Source organism: Gluconacetobacter diazotrophicus PA1 5 (genome assembly GCF_000021325.1).
Classification (GTDB): domain Bacteria; phylum Pseudomonadota; class Alphaproteobacteria; order Acetobacterales; family Acetobacteraceae; genus Gluconacetobacter; species Gluconacetobacter diazotrophicus.
On record NC_011365.1, the window covers coordinates 936,640 to 956,710 of the forward strand.

Below are 20,071 nucleotides of genomic sequence, written 5' to 3' on the forward strand. Positions count from 1 at the left end.
CGATCTCGGCCATCGCCTTTCGCCGGGCCTCCGCGCCCTGTTCGTCGGCTCCGGCCCTCCGTTTCCCGGTCCCCTGCTTCCCGCTGCCGTCCTTTCCAGTTTCCAACGGTTTGGATAGCCTGCCCTTCTGTCCAGCGAAGGCCCGACCGTGCTCGAATCCTCTCCTCTGATCCCGCCCATGCCGCCCATGCTTGCGGACCGGGCCGGCGGCCTGGGCGTGCTGGCGGCATTGCGGCGCAACGGCTATTCCGCCTTTCCGCGCCGCTGCTTCGACCAGCCGGTGGTCAGCCTGCGCGCCCTGGGCCGGCCGCTGGTCCTGGCCGCGGGACCTGATTCCGTCCAGAACATCCTGGTGACCCAGGCGGGGGGATACCGGCGCCTGCGCGTCGGCCAGCGGGTACTGAGCCCGATCGTCGGGCGCGGCCTGCTGGTCAGCGAGGGCGAGACCTGGCGGCGGCAGCGCCGCGCCATGGCGCCGGCCTTCACCCCGCGCGGCGTGCCCGTCCTGGCCGGGCATATCGCCGCCTGCGCCGACCGCGCCTGCCGGGCGCTGGAGCCCGACCGCCCGGTCGACCTGTTTTCCACCATGCGGCGCCTGGCGCTGGACGTGGCGGCGGTCTCGATGTTCTCGCTGGATATCGGGTCCTTCGACCGTCCATTGCGCGATTCCGTCACCCGCTTCATGACCGGCATCGGCACGCCGCGCCCCGGCGATTTCCTGCTGCCGCCCGGCATGCCCACGCTGCTGAGCTGGCGGCGGCGGCGCTTTCGCCGGCGCTGGGTCGCCCTGATCGGGCAGATCATCGCGGCCCGCCAGGCCCTGGGCCCCACCGACGCCCCGCGCGACCTGTTCGACCTGATGCAGGCCGCCTTCGGCGCGGAGGGAGGCGGCACGACGTCCGAACTGATCGACGAAGTCGCGACCATGATCGTCGCGGGGCACGAGACCACGGCCTCGGTCCTGTTCTGGGCGTGCCTGCTGCTGGCGCAGTCGCCCCGCTGGCAGGACGAAGTGGCGCGAGAGGTCCGCGACATGGACCTGTCCCCCGCCGGCGCGGCCACGACGCTGCCCGCGCTGCATGTCACCACCACCGTCGTGCGCGAAACGCTGCGCCTGTACCCGCCCGCGTTCATGAGCGGCCGCGAAAGCGTCGACGAGGCCGACCTGTGCGGTCACACGGTGCCGAAGGGGGCGATGGTCCTGCTGCCCTTCTGGATGCTGCATCGCAATCCCGCGCTGTGGGACAACCCCGGCTGCTTCGACCCCGCGCGTTTCCTGGACCGGCCGGACCCGCCGCGCTTCGCGTTCCTGCCGTTCGGGGCCGGCCCGCATGTGTGCATCGGCGCGCAACTGGCAATGACCGAAGCGGTGCTGGTGCTGGCGCGCGTGGTGCAGGATGTCTCGCTGGCCCTGGTGGACCACGCTCCCGTCCTGCCGGTCGGCGTGCTGTCGACGCGGCCCAGCTACGCCCCCGCCTTTCGCCTGACGCGCCGGGCGTAAAGGCCGCTACGGCCGCCTGGGGGCAGCGGCGGTGGCGTCAGGCAACCCGGTCCAGGAACACGACGGTCGATGCCCCGCCTTCGACCATGGTCGTAATGGCCGCGTTGAAACGCCGCCCGTGCTCCATGCCGATATGCGCCTCGAACGCCGCCTGGTCGCGATAGGTCTCCTCGACATGAAAGGCGGCAGGATCGTTTTCCAGCCGATAGACGACGAAGCGCAGGCAGCCGGGCTCGGCCCGGACCTGTCCCGCCAGGTCGCGCAGCAGGGCCGCGACGGCGTCCTCCTGCCCCGGCAGCGCGCGCATGGTGGCGTAGAGTGTCTTTTCCATCCGGCTCTCCATCAGGTCTTTATCCCGTAATGTTAACATCATGCACCAGTACGGTCGTCCGGGTAAAACTGTCCAGGCTGCCCAGGGCCAGCAGGATCGTCAGCCAGAACAGGCCGCCCAGCGCGAAGATGATCGCCAGCTTCGGTGCATGCAGGATCTGCATGAAGCCCAGCACGATGACCAGTACCATCAGGATGGCCAGCACGGACACGGCGATCCCGATTCCCGCCCGCGCGGCCGCCAGTTCCGCCACCAGCAGCAGGACCAGCATTCCCCAATATATCGCGATGCGCGTCATCATGCCCGCCCGATCAGATAGAGCAACGGGAACAGCAGCATCCAGATCAGGTCGACGAAGCTCCAGTACAGGCCCACGACGTCGACCGGCGTGTTCCATGCGGGACTGAACGCCTGTCGATGGGCCTTGCGGCAGATCCACAGGATCAGCCCGATTCCGACCACCATGTGCATGCCGTGCAGGAAGGTCGCCAGGAAGTAGAAGCTGTAGAACAGTTCGGCGCCCCCGAAATCCGGGCCATGAAGGGCGAAATGCGGCCCGGGAAACAGGTTTTCACCAAATTCCTGTCCCCATTCGATCCCCTTCAGGGCCAGGAATGCCAGGCCCAGCGCCGCCGCGCCGAGTCCGGCCCGGACCACGCGGCGGTTGTCGCCACGCCTTGCCGCCTCGACCGCCATCGTAAAGACGGCGCTGCTGGTGATCAGGATCAGGGTGTTGACCGCCCCGATCGCCAGGTTCGTGTGGCGCACGCCCAGGGCCCATCCGCCGGCCCGGGTGTGCGAATAGATCAGGCAGACCAGGAACAGGCCACCGAACAGCAGCGCCTCGCTGGCCAGGAACAGCCACATGCCGGCAAGCGCGCTTTCGTCGCGATGCAGGGGCGTCTCGTAAGGGGAATGGTGGTCGAGCGTCGAACCGTCAGACATGCGGCACCCCCGTATCCGCCAGCCCGGCATGGGCATCCAGGTCCGCGTAATCGTACGCGTCGGTGGTCACGACCGGTGTCACGGCGAAATTCTCGGTGGGCGGGGGCGATGTCGTCCGCCATTCCAGGCCCGTCGCCCCCCACGGGTTGTCGGGCGCGCGGGCGCCGCGAAACAGCGACCAGGTGAAATAGACCAGCGGCATCGCATAGGCGACGGCCAGGATACTCGCCCCGGCCGAGGACAGCACGTTCAGGACCTGGAACTGCGCGGGATAGGTGGCATAGCGGCGGGGCATGCCCTCGAACCCCAGGATGAACTGGGGGAAGAAGGTCAGGTTGAAGCCGAAGAAGATCAGGGCGGCCGCCAGGCGTCCCCACATTTCGGGGTACATCCGGCCCGTGATCTTGGGCCACCAGTAATGCAGGCCGCCGAAATAGGCCGATACCATGCCGCCGACCATGATGTAGTGGAAATGCGCGACCACGAAATAGGTCTGCGTCAGATGCACGTCGGCGGCCAGCGAGGCCAGGAACAGGCCGGTCAGGCCGCCCACGGTGAACAGGCCGATGAAGCCCATCGCATACAGCATCGGGGCGTCCAGGCGGATGGAACCGCCATGCATCGTGCCCAGCCAGTTGAAGACCTTGATGGCCGACGGGACCGAGACGAAGAAGCTGAACATCGAAAAGACGATGGCGGAATAGAGCGACGTTCCGGCGACGAACATGTGGTGCCCCCACACGATGAAGCCGATCGCCGCGATCGAGACCGACGACCATGCCACGAAGCGGTAGCCGAACACCGGCTTGTGGCAGAACGTGCTGACGATTTCGCTGACCACGCCCATGCCGGGCAGGATCATGATGTAGACGGCGGGGTGGGAGTAGAACCAGAACATCTGCTGGAACAGCAGCGGATCGCCGCCCAGCGTCGGGTCGAACACGCCCACGTGGAACAGGCGTTCGAACGCCAGCAGCAGCAGCGTGATGCCCAGGACCGGTGTCGCCAGTACGAAGATGACGCTGGTGGCATACAGCGCCCACAGCATCAGCGGCAGGCGGTACCACGTCATGCCCGGCGCGCGAAGCTGATGGATGCTGACGATGAAGTTCACCCCCGTCGCGATCGAGGAAAACCCGTTGAGGAAGATACCCAGCACGACCGGCAGTACCCGGCCCTCGGTATAATCCGACGAAAGCGGGGTATAGAACGTCCAGCCGGTTTCCAGGCCGCCCCGGAACAGCCCGTAGACCACCAGCAGGCCCGACGCGACGAACAGGTACCAACTGATAAGGTTGAGGCGCGGAAACGCAAGGTCGCGGGCGCCCAGCATCAGCGGGACCAGGAAGTTCCCCAGCGTGACCGGAATCGACGGCACCAGGAACAGCCAGACCATCACCACGCCATGCATGGTGAACATCCGGTTATAGGTCGCATCGGACAGGATGGTGCCGTTCGGTTCCAGCAACTGCAGCCGCACCAGCGCCGCCCCGACGCTGCCCAGCACGAAGAAGGCGGTGATCGAGCCCAGATAGAGCAGGCCGATCCGCTTGTGGTCACGCGTCAGCAGCCAGGATCGCAGGGTTCCGTCCTGCCAGAGATAGCTTTCCGACATCGCGTCAATTCCCTGCAACTGGAGGAAGGGCGGGCGAGAGGGTCTGCAGGTAGGCGACCAGCGCGGCCAGGTCGTCCTCGGCCAGGACGCCGCGAAAGGACGGCATTTCGGTCGCGAAGGCGGCAGCCTGCCTGCGCGGCGGATCAAGGATGGAATCATGCAGGAACGCGGCATCGGCCATGATCGCGCGGCCGTCCGCCAGCGTCACCCGGCTGCCGTACAGCCCGACCATCGACGGCGCCCGGCTGGTATCCGCCGCATCCGGGGCATAGCGGCTGGAGGCATGGCAGCCGCTGCAGCCGCTGCGGATGAACAGGGCCTCGCCCGTCATCGCCAGGCTGCCGCTGGCCGGCGTGCCGTTCAGCCATCCGGCATAATCCGCGGCGCTCAGGACCGTCACCGTGCCGGTCATGCGGGAATGGGCCAGGCCGCAGAACTGGGTGCAGTAAAGGCGGAACGATCCGGTCTGCGTTGCCGTGAACCACAGGCTCTGATACCGGCCGGGCAGCACGTCGTGCTTGATCCGCAGCGCCGGGATCGAAAAATCGTGGATCACGTCTTCCGATGTCAAAAGCAACTGCACCGGCCGGCCCACCGGCACGTGCAGCGCGTTGATTTCGCGCTGGCCGCCCGGATACTGGATCTTCCACATCCATTGCTTGCCGGTGACATAGACCTGGATCGCCCCGGCCGGGGGGCGGAAGGCCACGACGTAAAGCTGCGTGGCCCACAGGAACAGGCCGAAGAAGATCACCAGCGTCGCCGAGGTCCAGGAAATCTCGAACCACCAGCTTTTATGTTCCGCGATGGCCCGGACGATATCCGTCGTGCGGCCGGCACGGAAACGCAGCACGTTCAGCAGCATCAGCCCGAACACCAGCCCCAGCACCGCCAGGCTGATGAGCACCAGTCCGGCCAGCAGGATATCGATCCGCATGGCGTGGGACGAGGCTTCGGGCAGCCAGGTCATCGCGCCCTCCGCCAATGGGCCATGCCCAGCAGGGTGGCCAGGGTCAGTACCGTCATCAGCGCGCCCAGCCGCAGCAGCTTGCGGACCGCCAGCGTGTAGCGCCCGGTGGCGGCATCGTAATGGAAGCACAGCAGCAGGACCGGCGACGCCTCGGCCCGCTGTCCCGCCGCCGCCCACGCCAGGGCCTGCCGGACATCGCCGGGGCGGTAGCCGACCCCCAGCACGTAGCCCGAGACCATGCCGGCCGGCGTCATGAAGACCAGCCCCATCGGGTGCAGATACTGCTTCAATGCCGGATCGTACCGCGCGTGGAACCCCACCGCCTGGGACAGGCGCGCGATCGACGCCGCCTGCCCGACCAGGAAATGCCAGCCCCGGTCGGCGCCCGGGGTGGCGTGGCTGGCCAGGTCGTCCTGCCGGGCCTGCCGCGCCATGGCGGCGGTTTCGGCCGGGTCGATGCTGACGACGATCAACGTGTAATCGTCGGGCGTCTTCAGGCCGCCGGCATCCAGCGCGTGCAGCAGGTCCTCGCGTTCCAGCGCGCACAGATTGGGGCAGGTGTAATAGCCGATCGACAGGATCGCCGGATGGCCGTCCATGAACGCGCCCAGCGGCAGGGTGCGCCCCGCCGTGTCGGTAAAGCGCGCATCGAGCGGCACGATCGCCCCCTGGCGCTGGGTGAAGGCCAGGTCCTGCATCGGACCTGCCCACGCCGCCGTGGATACCGCCAGGGCCAGCGCCGCCACCATGGCGCGCCCGATCGTCGGTCCGGGCGTCATGGCCGGTCCGCCCCGGCGGATGGCCAGTCCGGAATACCGTCGCGCGCCACCTGCCGCATCGCCTGGTCGATCGGCACGTGGGCCACCCCGCCCGCGCGATCCACCCAGCCGAACCCGTTCAGCCGTGCCAGGTCCGCCGCGCGGAAGGCCGCCATGTCGGCCGGCGGGTCGCTTTGCAGGGCAGGCGCGGCCATCCGCGGCAGGGGGCCACGCAGTTCCGTGTCCAGCGTGTGCTGCGGAAACAGCATGTTGGCCAGCACCGCCAGCATCACCACCGCCACGCCCACCCCGATTCCGACCACGAGGACCGGGCGCAGGGCCACATCCCGGACTTCATGCCGGGGGCGGGAAAAATGCGGGGGCGCGGCGGGGGCGGGATCGTCAGGCATGGGCGGCCTCGCGCTGCATCGTGCGGAGGCACAGTGCCGCCCCCGCCCCCGCGAACAGCAGAAGCGACGCCAGCGTCAGCATCACCGACACCGACGCGCGTTCCGGCAGGACCAGCCACAGATTGCGCGCGACCTCCATGGTCACCAGCAGGGCCGCCGCACCCAGCACGACCGGGCGCCGGACCTGCAGCGGGGCAAGCATCAGCAGCACGAAGGGCAGCAGGAAATGCAGCAGCACGATCCCCACCGCCACGGCGCCCCATCCGCCATGCAGGCGGCGGCCGTACCAGGCGGCCTCGACCGGCAGGTTCGACTGCCAGATGATCAGGAACTGCATGAAATCCAGGTAGGCCCACAGCACCGTCAGGCCGAGCAACAGCCGCGCCAGGTCGCGCGTCGCGGCCCCGTCGGCAGAACCCGCCAGCAGGACCAGCAGCATGGCCAGCGCCAGCGCCAGCAGGCCCGCCCCGGCGGCGGCGATCAGCCCGTAGGCGCTGGAATTGAAGTGCGGGTCGAGCGATTCCGTCAGGTCGATGGACGCGAAGCTGAAGGTCAGGGCCAGCAGGATCAGCCCCGCCGGCGCGATGCGCGCCAGCCTGCCCCCCCGCAGGCACGCCACGGCAAGCACGGCCCAGACCCCCGCATAGAGCGCGATCCGCAGCAGCGCGAAGGACGGATTCAAATAGAACCGGTTGGCGGCGTGCGCGGTACCCCCGGCATGCAGCCACGGATAGAGATCCCCTGCCCCCGCCAGCAGGACGGCCAGCGCCGGCAGGCCCAGCGGCAAGGTGGCCACGCCGGCGCGCAGGGCGGGGCGCAGGATGTCGCCCCAGCGCCCACCCGTCAGCGCGTGGGCCAGGATCAGCGCCATGCTGCCCAGCGGCCAGCCCAGCCAGGCGGCACATGCGGCCAGCCACGGGCCATAGACGGCGCGGGGCATCCACACCAGCCCGGCCAGCACCGCCAGCCCCGCCAGTCCGGCGATGGCCCATGCGACGCCTTCGGTCCGGGGCGGGGTACGGGTCATGGCGCGGCCCGCTGTTCCGGCGTCAGGTCGGCCAGCACCATGTGCTGGCTGCGCTGCAACGCATGCACATAGGCAACGACGGCCCAGCGGTCGCCAGGCTCGATCCGCTGGGCAAAGCCGTACATCATGCCCCGGCCGCCGGTTACGACGTCGTACAGAAACTGCGGCCTGGACGCGGCCGGGGATGACATGGCCAGCGGCGGCGGGGCGGGAAAGCCGCGCTGCACGATCATGCCATGACCGTCACCGGTTTCGGCATGGCAGGGCGCGCAGAAAACATGATATTCGGTTCGCCCGCGTTCCAGCAGCGCCATCGTCACCGGGGGCACCGGACTGGCGGTTTCGCCGTACTGCACGGTGCCGCCCGGAACTTCGCCCGGGGCGGTCGCACGGCTGGCATACGGGTTCTGCTTCCTCTGCTTCGTCATGTCGTCACAGCCGGCGACCAGCAGCACGGCCGCGATTGCCAGGACGAAAGCGGGGCGCGGCCTCGGAGGCTGTTTCAAAACGCGCGTCGGATCGCCAGCAGCGGGGCTTTTGAAACAGCCTCTCATTCCGCTACCTCCTCGATCCCGATCGGGGCGTGGCGGGCCAGGACCCGGTGCGCGCGGGCGCTGTCGGTGGGGCGCGCGACCAGGACATAGAATCCCAGCATGGCGGTGCGCATGCACTCGGCCTCGTCCACCGGATCGTACAGGCGGGGCATCCGGGCCAGCAGCAGGTATCCGGCCATGCCGGCGACCACCGCGCCCAGGACCGCCAGTTCGAAGGTCGTGGGCACATAGGACGGCCAGGACAGGTCCGGCCGGCCACCGATATTCTGCGGATAGCTGATGGTCGTGGCATAGGCCTGCATCAGGAAGCCGCCCAGCCCGCCCACGATCCCGCCGAACAGCATGACCGCCGGCAGGATGGAACCGCCCGCCATATGCCCGTCCCCGGCACCGTCGTCTTCCGCCTCGCGCGGTTCCATCGCCATGTAGGTTTCCACGAATCCGGGATCGCCGCGCCGGATTTCGGCGGCGGCCTTCCGCATTCCGGCCTCGGTGGCGAAGGCGGCGACGATCATGCCGGCCCCCGCAGCATGGCCCGCATTTCGGCCATCGCGACCACCGGCATCAGCCGCACGATCAGCAGGAACGTGGTCAGGAACAGCCCGATCGTGCCGAACAGCAGGCTCCATTCCCATATCGTCGGCGTGTACTGCCCCCAGGCGGAGGCCAATTGCGTGCGCGCCAGGCTGGTCACGATGATCTGGAACCGCTCCAGCCACATGCCGACCAGCACGCCCAGCCCGATCAGCCAGACCAGGGGCTGGGTCAGCCGCACCGCGCGCCACCACAGCAATTGCGGGAACACGATGTTCAGGACGATGGTGCCCCAATAGACCGGCGCGTACAGGCCGAAGGCGCGCATGAGGAACATCGTCCGGTCCGCCTGGTCGGGCCCGTAGAACGTGGCGAACGCGTCCATCAGATAGGCATAGGCGACGCACAGGGAACTGGTCAGGAACAGCCGGCCCAGCACGTCGATGTGCCGCTCCGTCACATAGGGCTGCAGGCCCAGCAGCGACCGCAGCGGCAGGATGGCCATCAGCACCACGGCGAACCCCGACAGGGCGGCACCGAAGACGAAGAAGGGCGGAAACTGCGTGGAATGCCAGCCGGTGGCGGCACTGCCCGCGAAATCCATGCCCACGATGCTGTGCACCGACACCACCAGCGGCGCCATCAGCGCGGCCATCACGGCATAGACCGCGCGATAATGCCGCCACTGGGTGCCCGAACCGCGAAAACCCAGGGCCAGCACCCCGTAGAACATGCGCCGCCCCTGCCCCCGCGCGCGGTCGCGCAAGGTCGCCAGGTCCGGCAGCAGGCCGAAATACCAGAACAGGATCGACGCCAGAACATAGGTCAGGATCGCGAAGAAATCCCACACCAGCGGGCTGCGGAACTGCGCCCATAGTCCCATCGTGTTCGGATAGGGAAACAGCCAGTAGAAGAACCAGGGCCGCCCCAGATGCAGGATGGGAAAGATCGCGGCGCACAGGGCCGCGCACAGGGTCAGGCTTTCCGCCAGGCGGTTCAGCGCCGTACGCCATTCCACCCCCAGCAGGAAGAACAGGGCCGAGATGAACGTGCCGCCCGAGGCGATGGCGATCCACCACACGTAATTGAGGATATCCAGCCCCCAGACCACCGGCCAGTCGATGCCCCAGATGCCCAGGCCGGCATAAAACAGCCACGCGACCGCGACCACGCCCATGCCCAGCAGCCCCAGCGACACCGCGAACGCCCCCCACCACCACAGCGGCGTCCAGGGGCGCGCGTCCTCGCGCAGCGTCACCGCGCAAATGCGTTCGGTCAGCGACTGCGCGGTCTCGCCCGGTGCGACGACGGCGGGGGCGCTCACAGTTCGATCGCCGGGTTGGGATTGCGGATGCGCGCCTCGTACGTCACGCGCGGATGCGTGCCCTGTTCGGGCAGCGCGACATAGGTCAGCGGACTGGCCTTGCGATGGCTGACAGCAGCATCGGGGTCGTTGATGTCTCCGAACGTGATGGCCTGCGTGGGACAGGCGGCCTGGCAGGCCGTCACCACCTGTTCCACCGTCCCGTCCCGGTCGGCCGCGATGCGCGCCTGCGCGATCCGCTGGACGCAGAAGGTGCATTTTTCCATGACGCCCCGCGCGCGGACCGAGACATCGGGATTGCGGCTGATCGGCGGCCGGCGTTCCTGTTCGGCGAAGGCGAAGTAGTTGAATCGCCTGACCTTGTAAGGACAGTTGTTGGAACAGAATTTCGTGCCGACGCATCGGTTGTAGACCATCACGTTCAGGCCCTCCGAATCATGCGTCGTGGCGCCGACGGGACAGACCGTTTCGCACGGCGCCTGTTCGCAATGCATGCAGAGCATGGGCTGGAAGAACGTGTCCGGTGCGTCCTGCGTTCCTTCATAGCTGCGATCGATCCGCAGCCAGTGCATCTCGCGCTGGCGCAGCACTTCGTCACGTCCCACCACCGGCACGTTGTTTTCCGCCTGGCAGGCGGTCATGCAGGCATTGCAGCCGATGCAGGCGTTCAGGTCGATGCCCATGCCCCACGCCACCGGGGCGCCGGGGTTCCGACGGTACAGGGCGGCAGCGGGGGCGGGATCGTCCTGCGCGGTTCCAAGAAATTTCGGGTTCTGCCGGAACCGTGCCAGCACGCCATGCCGCACGATGTCGGACGGCGTATCGGCCACCAGGGTGGCGTGGTGTTCGGTGCAGGCGACGGCCACCGCGCGGCCGGTGGCGACCATACGCACCGGCCCGGCCACGTCGCGCAGCGGATACAGGTCGGTGCCGACCCCGTCACCCGTTTCCCCGGCGCGCCGCCGGCCCGATCCCAGCAGCCCGACGACGCAGCCCGATGCCTGCCCGGGCTGCACCCAGATCGGCAGCACGGCGCGGCGCGCACCCACCGACAGCGCGACCTCGTCCCCATTGCGCAGGCCCATCGACCGCGCCAGGTCCGGCGGGATCAGCAGCGGGTTGCCCCAGACGATCTTGCTGAGCGGGCGCGGCAATTCCTGCAGCCAGGGATTGTTCGCCTCGCGCCCATCCCACAGATGCGGGTCGGGCCGCAGTAGAAGGGTCAGGTCCACGGGCGGCGCGGGAGGGGGCGCGGGCGGCATGACGGGTGCGAGCGGCGTATCGAGGCGCGCGCTGGCGGTGCCGGGAACGACACCCGCCGCGAGCGCCGCGCGCCAGTCGCGTTCCGACGGCAGATGCTGCCGCCAGGTCTGCCGCACCAGGTCCCGCGCGGGGCGCGCGACGTCGCCGGCGCAAAGATGCAGGATGGTCGCGGCGCTGACACCGCCATAGAGCGGCATCGCCTGCGGCTGGAGGATCGTCGCCGTACCGTCGTCGGCGCGGGCATCGCCCCACTCCTCGAACCCATGAGCCAGCGGCACATGCCATCGTGCCGCCTGCGCCGTCTCATGCGGCCGGTCGGCCAGCGCGACGCTGAGGGGGACGCGCGGCAGCGCCGCCGCGAAACGCGGCACCTGATAGACCGGATTGACGTCCAGGATCAGCAGCGCGCGGACGCGCCCGTTTTCCATGTCGTCCATCAGGGCCGGCAGGGTGGATGTCGGCCGCGCCGGGCGATGATCGGGTGCGTCGAAGACGTCGAATGCCCTGCCCCGGCCGCCCAGCGCCTCGTTCATCGCATGCACGGCGGCCTGGGCCTGCGCCCCGTGATCGGGGCCGAGATGGATCAGCGCCCGCCCGGGATGGGCGCGCAGGTCGGCCACCACCGCGCCCAGCCAGTCGGGGCCGCCCGACGGTGCCTCGTTGCGCAACACGGCGGCGGCCAGGCGGCCGATGATCTCGTCGCAGGCGGCGGGCGCCGTGATGAAGCGGTGGTCGGCGGCTACCCCTGTCAGGCTGGGCGTCGGCTCCACGGCATACAGGCGGTTCATCGGCCCCTGCACCGGATTGCGGCGGCCGGCGAAGGCCCGGGCATGGCGCAGATGGCCGGGCGCGCTGTCCAGCAGGTCGCTGTCCACGGCCAGGGCGACATCGACCTGTCGCAGGTCCGGGATCACCATCGCCGGGCGGCCATAGGCCAGTTCCGCGCCCTGCCGCACCGTATCCCGCCCGATGGCGTCCCATCGATGCCAGATCGCGCCGGGATAGGCCGCCAGCAGCGCGTCGATCGCCGCCCCCAGGGTGGGCGACGTGACGGTTCCGGTCAGGATGCGCAGGCCGGACGCACCTTGCGGCACCCCGCCGTTCGGCGCGGCGCGCAGGACCTGCAGGGCGGTCGTGACCTCCTGCCACGCGGCGGGCATGCCGTCATGCAGCGGCCCGCTGGCCCGGTCGGGGTCATAGAAATCCTGAATCGCGGCCTGGGCGAATACATCGGTGGCACCCAGGCTGGACGGGTGTCCGGGGTTGCCTTCCACCTTGGTCGGCCGCCCCATCTGGTGGGTAACCAGGATACCGTTGGCATAGCCGTCGCGGACATGGGCGCTGGCGTAGACGTTGGGCACCCCCGGAATCACCCCCGGCGCCGCCCGCACGGCAGAGACGAAGCCGCGATCCGGCGTTCCGGGATCGCATCCCGCAAGCCCGCCGCCGGCCAGCGCCAGGGCCATCAGTTTCAGCGTCCGCCGCCGGTCCAGCGGATGCGCCAGGGCCTGTTCCAGATGCGGAAAACGCCCGATCCACTCCCGTTCGTCGCCCGGCAGCCCGTCTAGCGATGGCATATCGAGCACTCCGTCAGGTTGCGGCCGCCGATATGGTAGGCGCGCATCAGTTCCGTCGGCGGTGGTGTCGCATGGTCCGGGTGCCAGCCCATGTCATAGACGTTCGCAAGCGGGCGCAGGTTCGGCCCCGGGTTGCGGTGGCAGTCCAGGCAGAACTGCATCGTCAGGGTCTTCGCCTTGTAGGTCAGGGGCATGCCGGCCACGTCGCCGTGGCAGCTCTCGCACCCCACGCCTTTCGAGACATGGATACTGTGATTGAAATAAACGTAGTCCGGAACGTCCGTGACCCGCGCCCAGACGATCGGCCTGTTTTCCGTCAGGCTGTCGCGAACCGGCGCCAGCAGGGCGGCGTTGGTCCAGATCTGGGAATGACATGTCATGCAGGTGAAGGTCGGCGGCAGGCTGGCCTGCGCGCTGCGTTCCACGCTGCTGTGGCAGAACCGGCAATCGATGCCCAGCCCCGCCACATGATGCTGATGGCTGAACGGGACCGGCTGCTGGATTATCCACCCGACATGGCGAACGTAATCCGACCGTGGCCAGGCAAACCACCACAGGCACACACCGGCAACGGCGCCCACGATCCCCAGCATCACCACGGTAACGATGACATTGGCTCGTGGAGTGAATACCGCCGCCATCGGCCATGTTCCACCTTGCTGACCAGGGCGGCCCGATCCACCCGCGCATCGTTCCCCCCTCGAACGCATCCGGGATGAAAAACGATCCCATCACGTCGCGGTGACCGGCGGCGGATCTATGGCAGGCAGGCGCGCGGCAGGATTGACCGAGTAACCCTGGGGCTACTCTTGTGCCTTGAAGCGCGGATTATTCCAGGTGGTGATTGGTCCGTCTGTGCTCGATCCACCGCCCCGCATCCGAAGTTTCTCGGACTGGGGACAGTGGATAGAGGCACCTGCCCGTAAGCTACGATATCAGCGATTGAACCCCGAACGTTCATGAACCCGTTCGGCCAGGTGAATGACTTCACCGTGCCATGCCTGGATATCGCTGTTTTCGGACCCGGACAGTTTGAAGTGCGTGATCAGGTCCGTCAGCTTCTGCGTTTCCTCTGTCAGGCTGCGTGACGACGAGCGCGAATTGTCGGCGATGGATGCGTTTTTCTGCGTGGTCTGGTCCATGACGTTTACAGCGGTGGTGACCTCCCGCAGGCTGGAGGATTGTTCACGCGCGCTATGGACGATCGTGTTCAGCTTCTCGCCCATTGTCGAGACAAGGCTGGAAATATCCTGCAGGGCCCGTTCCGTGTCCCGCACGCAGGTCGCACCTTCATGAATTTCCTCGACCGTCTTGTTCACCAGCGAACTGATGCCCTTGGCGGCCTCGGCACTGCGTTGGGCCAGGCTGCGGACTTCGTTGGCCACGACGGCGAAGCCTTTTCCCGCGTTGCCCGCGCTGGCGGCTTCGATGCTGGCATTGAGGGCAAGGATATTGGTCTGGAACGCGATGCCTTCGATGATCTCGATAATGGCGACGACTTCGGCCGAGCTCGTTTCTATGCGCTGCATGGCCTTGCGGGTCCTGCCCATGATGTCCGAAGACGATTCGGCGGACCGGCAGGCTTTCAGACCGACGGTCTGGGTCTGGGTGATGATCTCCTCCGATTGGGAAACGTTCCGGGCGATCTGATTTATCGCGGACGTCGTTTCTTCCAGCGCGGCGGCCTGCTGTTCCGTCCGTTCGGCGAGTTCCTCCGCCCCGCCCGAGACGACCTGGCTGCCTTTCCTGATGACGCTGACGGCCTCGGAGATGCCCCCGATGGCGATGGCGAGTTGCTGGACCGACCGGTTGAAATTGTCGCGCAGCGGCTCGAACTCCCGGGGCAGCGCGTCATGGACACGGGCCGACAGGTCCCCGTTGGCCAGGTCGTCCAGCGCGGCGCCGATCGTCTTGATGACCCGGTTGCCGTCCTTGAGCCTCTGTTCGTCTTCCCGGCGGCGCGCGGCCTGCATCGCCTCGTTCTGCTGGCGGGCCTGCCGGGCTTCGGCGTCAGCCTGCTGTGCCCTGAGCAGGGACCCGCGGAAGCCCTCCAGCCCACGGGCCATGGCGCCGATTTCGTCGGAACGCCGTGTCCCGTAGACCGTGCCGTTATATTCACCGCGTTCCAGTTCCGAAACCGACCGCAAAAGGTTGCGCAGGGGCGTGCTCAACATCCTGTTGAACGTGAGCCACATCACCACGATGGACAGCAGAATCAGCGTAACCCCCGGAACGACCAGGGAAAAGACGGTATTCCAGACGGGTTTGGTGATCGCGTCGGACGGCACGTCGACGATAAGCGTCCAGTAGATGCCGAAATCGTCAATTCTGATCGGAACGATGATACGGTCCACCGCGCCGTCATTGAAATCCCGCGCGATGGTCAGTGTATGCTGTGTTATGGCCTTTTGCACAGTCGCGTCGGACGACGCATCATAATGCTTCATCACCTGCGAGGAATTGGGGGTGACGATCCAGAAGCCCTGATCCGACAGAAGGGAAACCGTCGAACCCTGGGCGATATGGACGGTTTTCAGAAGCGGCGCCAGCCACCCGAGCGGGATATCCGCGCCGATGACGGCGATCCTCTTTCCATCGAACGTGATGGGATAGGTGGGCGATACCATCGGAACCCCTGAATCCGTGTCGATATACGGTTCAAGACCTTCGAGATTTCCGGTATTTATAATACTATAAAAGACGGGACTGTAATGCAGCGCGGGCGTGGTGATGGCAACCTTGCCGCCCGGGCCGCGCACGGCGTAGGGAAAGAATACGTCGTGAGAACTGCCGGCCGGCCCGCCGGGGAAGAGCGAGCCCTCGGCGCCATGCGCGGCTTCCTTGACGTCCATGCCGTAAATATCGGGGAAGAGGCGCATGGTTTCGGACAGATTGTCGATGACGAACTGCCTGGTCAGCACACCGGACCGATGGGCGGATTCAATGGTGCCTCGCAGGCTGCGCACGACGGTATTCTGCGCGTCGAGCGCCTGGATGATCTGCTGCGCCAGGATCTGGCTTTTTGAAATCGCCTCGGAATAGATATTCTTCTCGACCTGCGCCTTCATCAGTCTGGCGGACAAGCTTACGGCGACGATCTGGATAACGAGAAACGACAGCCCGCATATCATGATGATTTTGGTCGACAAATACGGGCGGGACCGGGCGCTTGACGATGCCATCATAAAAAGACCCCTCCGAGGAAATGGAAAGATATTTTTCTGTCAGTCTTTGTTGCGAACTTAGGGTGGTTTATTCGCTTTACGAAGGATGGGAAGGTTTCTATTTTCGATGCCATCAAAATCACGCAGAATTATTGCGAGCGTTCGCTCACGTTTACCATTATTAGCAATCTGCGATTCAGTCATATCACCCTGGAAAGGTCAATGACCTTTTATAGTCGTAATGACCTTGTGATGGCAGGAATAAAATATAGTTTAATTTTATATTCTGGAATTTCGGTGGTCCTCCTCTCCCGATTTTCAGGACGGACGACTATCCTGACCCGTTACGGTCTGCGTGAGGACAGCCCATGCGGACGGGACGCGATCCCGACGCGGATCGGGCGTCCCGTCACAAGTGTCCGGTGCGGGATCCGGGACGATCAGCGATACACCAACCCGCCGTCGATCAGGATGGACTGGCCCGTCATGTAGTCCGAATCCGGGCTGGAGAGGTAGGACACCAGGGAAGCGACATCTTCCGGGGTTTCCGCGCGGCCCAGGGCGATGCCTTCGACATATTTGCGGAATGTCGCGCCTTCCGGCGCTCCGGTGATCTGGGCGAAGAGATGGTCGATCTCGACCCACATGTCCGTCCCCACGACACCGGGGCAATAGGCGTTCACGGTGATGCCCTTGCTGGCATATTCCTTCGCCGCGGCCTGGGTCAGCGCCCGCACCGCGAATTTCGTGGCGGAATAGACGCCGAGGAACGCAAAGCCGTCATGACCCGCGATCGAGCAGGCATTGATGATCTTGCCCTTCTGTTCGCGCGCCATGAAGCTGTCGGCGGCGGCCTGGATACCCCAGAGCACGCCCTGGACATTGATGCGGAAAATGCGCTCGACATCCTCCGGCGCCACCGAGGCGATCGGCTTGACCTGCGCGATGCCGGCATTGTTGATCATGATGTCGAAGCCGCCCAGCGCCTTTTCGGTGTGGTCGATGGCGGCGCGGACCTGTGCGCGGTCCCCGACATCGGCGACGAAGGTCGTCACCTTGCGGCCCAGCGCCTCGATCTCGGCGGCCACGGCCGCCAGCGCCTCGCGCTTGATGTCCACCAGCGCGATGTCGGCGCCGTCCTTCGCCAGACGCAGCGCGATGCCGCGTCCGATCCCCTGTGCCGCGCCCGTGACAAGTGCGACTTTTCCTTCAATGGACATGATGTCCTCTCCCGAATCAGGCATATTGGTCCCGGCGCGGGTTATTATACGTTCTTACTTGCCGCACACCCGGCCATGTTGGAGATCGCCACGCCCCGATCCCGTGCGCCAGAGCCCTCGTCATCGCGATCACCCGGTCGTGACCCGCCGGCGTGGCACCTGTCGCGCTTTTGCGACAGGGCCGTCCTGAACCATCCTGTCAGCGCCGCGCCTCGGTCGCCATCCTGACCGCCAGGCCGCCCAGCACGCTGGCCATGACCCAGCGCTGGACCAGGGCCCAGCGCGGCCGGGTCGTCATGAACAGCGCGATCGAACCGGCCATCAGGGCGATGACCGTGTTGACCATGACGCTGATGACGATCTGCGTCGTGCCGAGCGTGAGGGACTGCGACAGCACGTGCCCCTGCGCCGGATTGACGAACTGGGGAAGCAGCGACAGGTACATCACGGCGATCTTCGGGTTGAGCAGGTTCGTCACGAAGCCCATCGCCAGCAGACGCCGGGGGGAATCGGGCGGCAGGTTCCGCACCTGAAAGGGCGAACGGCCGCCCGGACGGATGGCCTGCCAGGCCAGATAGACCAGGTAGGCCGCCCCGCCCATCCGCAGGCCATCGTACGCATACGGCACCGCCATGACGAGCGCCGTAACCCCGAACGCCGCGCACAGCATGTAAAACACGAACCCGGCGGCCACCCCGCCAAGCGAGACCAGGCCGGCGCGCGGTCCCTGGCAGAGCGATCGGGAAATCAGATAGATCATGTTGGGACCCGGCGTCAGCGCCATCCCGAACGCCACGAGGGCAAAGGCAAGCAGGCTTGTCGTCGGTGGCAGCATTCCGTCGTTTTCCTTTCCGTCCGGTCCTGTGCGACTGACCGGCAGTGTAGGCGCCGCCCGATCATTCCGGATACAGCATAATTCGCACGGCAGGTTTCCATTGCCGCCCTGCCACATCCGCCTCCCCTGCCCCGTGGCGGGCCCGCACATCGCCCCGATTGGCATCACTTGTGCGTTCATCCCGACCGGATCGGGTTATATTGAAATAGACTGTCGAAAATCCCGAAAAAGGAAACGCCATGCCACCCCCCGATCAGCAAGGTTTCACCGGCTGCCGCGTGTTCGTCACTGGGGCCGGCCAGGGCATCGGCGCCGCGACGGCAATGAAATTCGCTACCCAGGGCGCCCGGGTGGCCCTGAACGACCTGCATGCCGAGCCGTTGGGACGAACCCTGGCCGGCCTGCCCACCGTGGCGGCGGGTCCGCATCTGGAACGGCCGGGGGACGTCTCGCACGAGGACACGGCGACGCGGATGATCGAGACCGCGATTGCGGAGATGGGCGGCCTGGACGTCATGGTCTGCAATGCCGGCATCCAGATCCCGAGCCCGTCGGAGTCCGTCACCCTGGACGATTTCGCGACCGTCATGGCGGTCAACGTCACCGGCGTCATGCTGTGTGCCCGGGCGGCCCTGGGGCATTGGGTGCGCAGCGGCACACGCGGGACCATCGTGGTGACCAGTTCGGTCCACGAGATCATTCCCAAGCCCGGCTACCTTGGCTATTCCGCCAGCAAGGGCGCCATCGGCAACATGGTGCGGACCTGGGCCCTGGAATATGCCAGCCGGGGCATTCGCGTGAACGCGGTGGCCCCCGGCGCGATCGAGACACCGATGAACCGAAGCTGGATCAACGATCCGGGCAAATATGATGCGGTATCACGCCATATCCCGATGCGCCGGCCAGGCCAGGCCGGCGAGATCGCGGATGCGATCCTGTTCCTGGCGTCCGGCCAGGCGTCCTACATCACCGGGCAGACCCTCTTCGTCGATGGCGGCCTGACGCTGTATGGCGATTTTCAGGAAAACTGGGCGACCTGACGTCAATTTCCGGGGGAACGCATCCCCCGGAAATCCAGCAATCGGATCAGTGGTTGGTCCAGCCCTGATAGCTGTCCACGTTATCGCGGGTGATCAGCTTGGGCATGATCAACTGGACCGTGCCGCGTTTCAGCTTGTCGTCCAGCAGGTCCTGCCCAGCAATGACGGCATCGATGCCCATCTGGTACGGGTCCTGGCTGGACGATGCAAGGACCGACGACGTCTTGTCCTTCAGCGCCGTCACGATATCCGGCGCGCCGTCCACCGAGGTGATGACGATGCCCGACCGATGCGCCTGCCGGGCCGCGAGGTCGCTGCCGATGGCCTGCGGGTCGTTGATGGTGAACACGCCGGCCAGGTCGGGAAAGCGCACGACATAGCCCTGCATGACGGCGAATCCGGCATCGCGCGAGCCCTGGCCGTTCTGGTCGTCGGTCACGATCGTAATGCCGGGGCTCTTGGCCAGTGCTTCCTTGCAGCCTTTGACGCGGTCGAGGACCGAGGACACCTGCGGGCCGTTCTGGATCGCGACGTTGCCCTTGCCGCCGATCTTCTGCGCCAGGTATTCGCAGGACAGGCGCCCCGCCGCCACGTTGTCGGTCTGGACGACCGCGTCGGCGCCGGCCGCGCCCACGTCCACCACCACCACCACGGCGCCCGCTTTCTGCGCGCGCTTGATGGCCGGCAGGATGGCCTGCGGATCGACCGCGTTGATCAGCAGGAGATTGTCCCCCGATGCGATGAAATTATCGATCTGCGAGAACTGCTTGTTCAAATCGTAGTCGGCCGAAACCGATGTGATGCGCGCGTTCGGCGCGACCTTCGCCGCCTCGGCGGTGACGCCCTTGACCAGCGCCACGAAATAGGGGTTGCCCAATGTGCCCAGCGAAACGCCGATGCCGGTGATCGGCTTGGCCTGGGCCGCAGTCACAGCCAGAGAGGGCGCGGCCAGCGAGAGTACAGCCAGGCCGGCGAGAAGGACGGATTTGAACGTCATGTTGAC

At 66.6% G+C, this 20,071-nt stretch carries 19 protein-coding genes; 2 read left to right on the forward strand and 17 right to left on the reverse strand.

From position 1 onward, the window contains the following. The first annotated feature begins 178 nt into the window (after nt 1-178). On the forward strand, nt 179-1,501 hold the full coding sequence (locus tag GDIA_RS04050; RefSeq protein WP_244455098.1) for a cytochrome P450: 1,323 nt from the start codon (nt 179-181) through the stop codon (nt 1,499-1,501). Between the two features lie 37 nt (nt 1,502-1,538). Here GDIA_RS04050 and GDIA_RS04055 read toward each other — a convergent pair whose 3' ends face one another. The 16 genes from GDIA_RS04055 to GDIA_RS04130 form a co-directional block, all read right to left on the reverse strand. Continuing rightward, on the reverse strand, nt 1,539-1,832 hold the full coding sequence (locus GDIA_RS04055) for a putative quinol monooxygenase (RefSeq protein WP_012226610.1): 294 nt from the start codon (nt 1,830-1,832) through the stop codon (nt 1,539-1,541). 19 nt (nt 1,833-1,851) lie between these two features. Next, entirely contained in the window at nt 1,852-2,133 is a 282-nt protein-coding gene (locus GDIA_RS04060) for a hypothetical protein (RefSeq protein WP_244455099.1), read from the reverse strand. Then, nucleotides 2,130-2,777, reverse strand: a complete 648-nt coding sequence (locus tag GDIA_RS04065) for a cytochrome c oxidase subunit 3 (RefSeq protein WP_012553376.1) — start codon at nt 2,775-2,777, stop codon at nt 2,130-2,132. Before GDIA_RS04065 ends, GDIA_RS04060 begins: the two co-directional genes overlap by 4 nt. Continuing rightward, nucleotides 2,770-4,392: a cytochrome c oxidase subunit I gene (locus GDIA_RS04070; protein ID WP_012553377.1), complete on the reverse strand. Its 1,623-nt coding sequence runs from the start codon at nt 4,390-4,392 to the stop codon at nt 2,770-2,772. The genes GDIA_RS04065 and GDIA_RS04070 overlap by 8 nt, the downstream gene beginning before the upstream one ends. Nucleotides 4,393-4,396: 4 nt before the next feature. Further along, the gene (coxB, locus tag GDIA_RS04075; RefSeq protein ID WP_012553378.1) at nt 4,397-5,362 is read right to left on the reverse strand and encodes a cytochrome c oxidase subunit II; all 966 of its coding nucleotides are present in this window, start codon (nt 5,360-5,362) and stop codon (nt 4,397-4,399) included. After that, entirely contained in the window at nt 5,359-6,141 is a 783-nt protein-coding gene (locus GDIA_RS04080; RefSeq protein ID WP_012553379.1) for an SCO family protein, read from the reverse strand. Before GDIA_RS04080 ends, coxB begins: the two co-directional genes overlap by 4 nt. Next, nucleotides 6,138-6,530 (reverse strand): hypothetical protein, encoded by a 393-nt coding sequence (locus GDIA_RS04085; RefSeq protein ID WP_012553380.1) that lies wholly within the window; start codon nt 6,528-6,530, stop codon nt 6,138-6,140. Before GDIA_RS04085 ends, GDIA_RS04080 begins: the two co-directional genes overlap by 4 nt. Further along, nucleotides 6,523-7,557: a hypothetical protein gene (locus tag GDIA_RS04090; protein WP_012553381.1), complete on the reverse strand. Its 1,035-nt coding sequence runs from the start codon at nt 7,555-7,557 to the stop codon at nt 6,523-6,525. Before GDIA_RS04090 ends, GDIA_RS04085 begins: the two co-directional genes overlap by 8 nt. Continuing rightward, the gene (locus GDIA_RS04095) at nt 7,554-7,985 is read right to left on the reverse strand and encodes a c-type cytochrome (RefSeq protein WP_244455100.1); all 432 of its coding nucleotides are present in this window, start codon (nt 7,983-7,985) and stop codon (nt 7,554-7,556) included. Before GDIA_RS04095 ends, GDIA_RS04090 begins: the two co-directional genes overlap by 4 nt. 122 nt (nt 7,986-8,107) lie before the next feature. Continuing rightward, a complete protein-coding gene (locus GDIA_RS04100) occupies nt 8,108-8,626 on the reverse strand; it encodes a DUF3341 domain-containing protein (protein WP_012226647.1) in 519 nt (172 codons plus the stop codon). Beyond that, entirely contained in the window at nt 8,623-9,969 is a 1,347-nt protein-coding gene (gene nrfD / locus GDIA_RS04105; protein WP_012226649.1) for an NrfD/PsrC family molybdoenzyme membrane anchor subunit, read from the reverse strand. Before nrfD ends, GDIA_RS04100 begins: the two co-directional genes overlap by 4 nt. Beyond that, nucleotides 9,966-12,809: a 4Fe-4S dicluster domain-containing protein gene (locus GDIA_RS04110; RefSeq protein WP_012226652.1), complete on the reverse strand. Its 2,844-nt coding sequence runs from the start codon at nt 12,807-12,809 to the stop codon at nt 9,966-9,968. The genes nrfD and GDIA_RS04110 overlap by 4 nt, the downstream gene beginning before the upstream one ends. Next, nucleotides 12,797-13,450 (reverse strand): cytochrome c3 family protein, encoded by a 654-nt coding sequence (locus tag GDIA_RS04115; protein ID WP_012226654.1) that lies wholly within the window; start codon nt 13,448-13,450, stop codon nt 12,797-12,799. Before GDIA_RS04115 ends, GDIA_RS04110 begins: the two co-directional genes overlap by 13 nt. 294 nt (nt 13,451-13,744) lie before the next feature. Continuing rightward, on the reverse strand, nt 13,745-15,892 hold the full coding sequence (locus tag GDIA_RS04120) for a methyl-accepting chemotaxis protein (RefSeq protein WP_231854117.1): 2,148 nt from the start codon (nt 15,890-15,892) through the stop codon (nt 13,745-13,747). 521 nt (nt 15,893-16,413) lie between these two features. Next, nucleotides 16,414-17,193, reverse strand: coding sequence for an acetoin reductase (locus tag GDIA_RS04125; RefSeq protein ID WP_012226658.1), 780 nt, complete (start codon nt 17,191-17,193; stop codon nt 16,414-16,416). A gap of 199 nt (nt 17,194-17,392) precedes the next feature. Beyond that, entirely contained in the window at nt 17,393-18,028 is a 636-nt protein-coding gene (locus tag GDIA_RS04130; RefSeq protein WP_012226660.1) for a LysE family translocator, read from the reverse strand. Nucleotides 18,029-18,267: 239 nt separating this feature from the next. Between GDIA_RS04130 and GDIA_RS04135 the strand changes: the two genes are divergently transcribed. Next, entirely contained in the window at nt 18,268-19,068 is an 801-nt protein-coding gene (locus GDIA_RS04135; RefSeq protein WP_012226663.1) for an SDR family NAD(P)-dependent oxidoreductase, read from the forward strand. A 46-nt stretch (nt 19,069-19,114) separates the two neighbouring features. Here GDIA_RS04135 and GDIA_RS04140 read toward each other — a convergent pair whose 3' ends face one another. Beyond that, the gene (locus GDIA_RS04140; RefSeq protein ID WP_012226665.1) at nt 19,115-20,065 is read right to left on the reverse strand and encodes an ABC transporter substrate-binding protein; all 951 of its coding nucleotides are present in this window, start codon (nt 20,063-20,065) and stop codon (nt 19,115-19,117) included. Nucleotides 20,066-20,071 lie beyond the last annotated feature (6 nt).

Coding starts and splice junctions, on each gene's coding strand:
- GDIA_RS04050 (WP_244455098.1), top strand. CDS start 179: ATGCCGCCCATGCTTGCGGACCGGGCCGGCGGCCTGGGCGTGCTGGCG.
- GDIA_RS04055 (WP_012226610.1), bottom strand. CDS start 1,832: ATGGAAAAGACACTCTACGCCACCATGCGCGCGCTGCCGGGGCAGGAG.
- GDIA_RS04060 (WP_244455099.1), bottom strand. CDS start 2,133: ATGATGACGCGCATCGCGATATATTGGGGAATGCTGGTCCTGCTGCTG.
- GDIA_RS04065 (WP_012553376.1), bottom strand. CDS start 2,777: ATGTCTGACGGTTCGACGCTCGACCACCATTCCCCTTACGAGACGCCC.
- GDIA_RS04070 (WP_012553377.1), bottom strand. CDS start 4,392: ATGTCGGAAAGCTATCTCTGGCAGGACGGAACCCTGCGATCCTGGCTG.
- coxB (WP_012553378.1), bottom strand. CDS start 5,362: ATGACCTGGCTGCCCGAAGCCTCGTCCCACGCCATGCGGATCGATATC.
- GDIA_RS04080 (WP_012553379.1), bottom strand. CDS start 6,141: ATGACGCCCGGACCGACGATCGGGCGCGCCATGGTGGCGGCGCTGGCC.
- GDIA_RS04085 (WP_012553380.1), bottom strand. CDS start 6,530: ATGCCTGACGATCCCGCCCCCGCCGCGCCCCCGCATTTTTCCCGCCCC.
- GDIA_RS04090 (WP_012553381.1), bottom strand. CDS start 7,557: ATGACCCGTACCCCGCCCCGGACCGAAGGCGTCGCATGGGCCATCGCC.
- GDIA_RS04095 (WP_244455100.1), bottom strand. CDS start 7,985: ATGACGAAGCAGAGGAAGCAGAACCCGTATGCCAGCCGTGCGACCGCC.
- GDIA_RS04100 (WP_012226647.1), bottom strand. CDS start 8,626: ATGATCGTCGCCGCCTTCGCCACCGAGGCCGGAATGCGGAAGGCCGCC.
- GDIA_RS04110 (WP_012226652.1), bottom strand. CDS start 12,809: ATGCCATCGCTAGACGGGCTGCCGGGCGACGAACGGGAGTGGATCGGG.
- GDIA_RS04115 (WP_012226654.1), bottom strand. CDS start 13,450: ATGGCGGCGGTATTCACTCCACGAGCCAATGTCATCGTTACCGTGGTG.
- GDIA_RS04125 (WP_012226658.1), bottom strand. CDS start 17,193: ATGTCCATTGAAGGAAAAGTCGCACTTGTCACGGGCGCGGCACAGGGG.
- GDIA_RS04130 (WP_012226660.1), bottom strand. CDS start 18,028: ATGCTGCCACCGACGACAAGCCTGCTTGCCTTTGCCCTCGTGGCGTTC.
- GDIA_RS04135 (WP_012226663.1), top strand. CDS start 18,268: ATGCCACCCCCCGATCAGCAAGGTTTCACCGGCTGCCGCGTGTTCGTC.
- GDIA_RS04140 (WP_012226665.1), bottom strand. CDS start 20,065: ATGACGTTCAAATCCGTCCTTCTCGCCGGCCTGGCTGTACTCTCGCTG.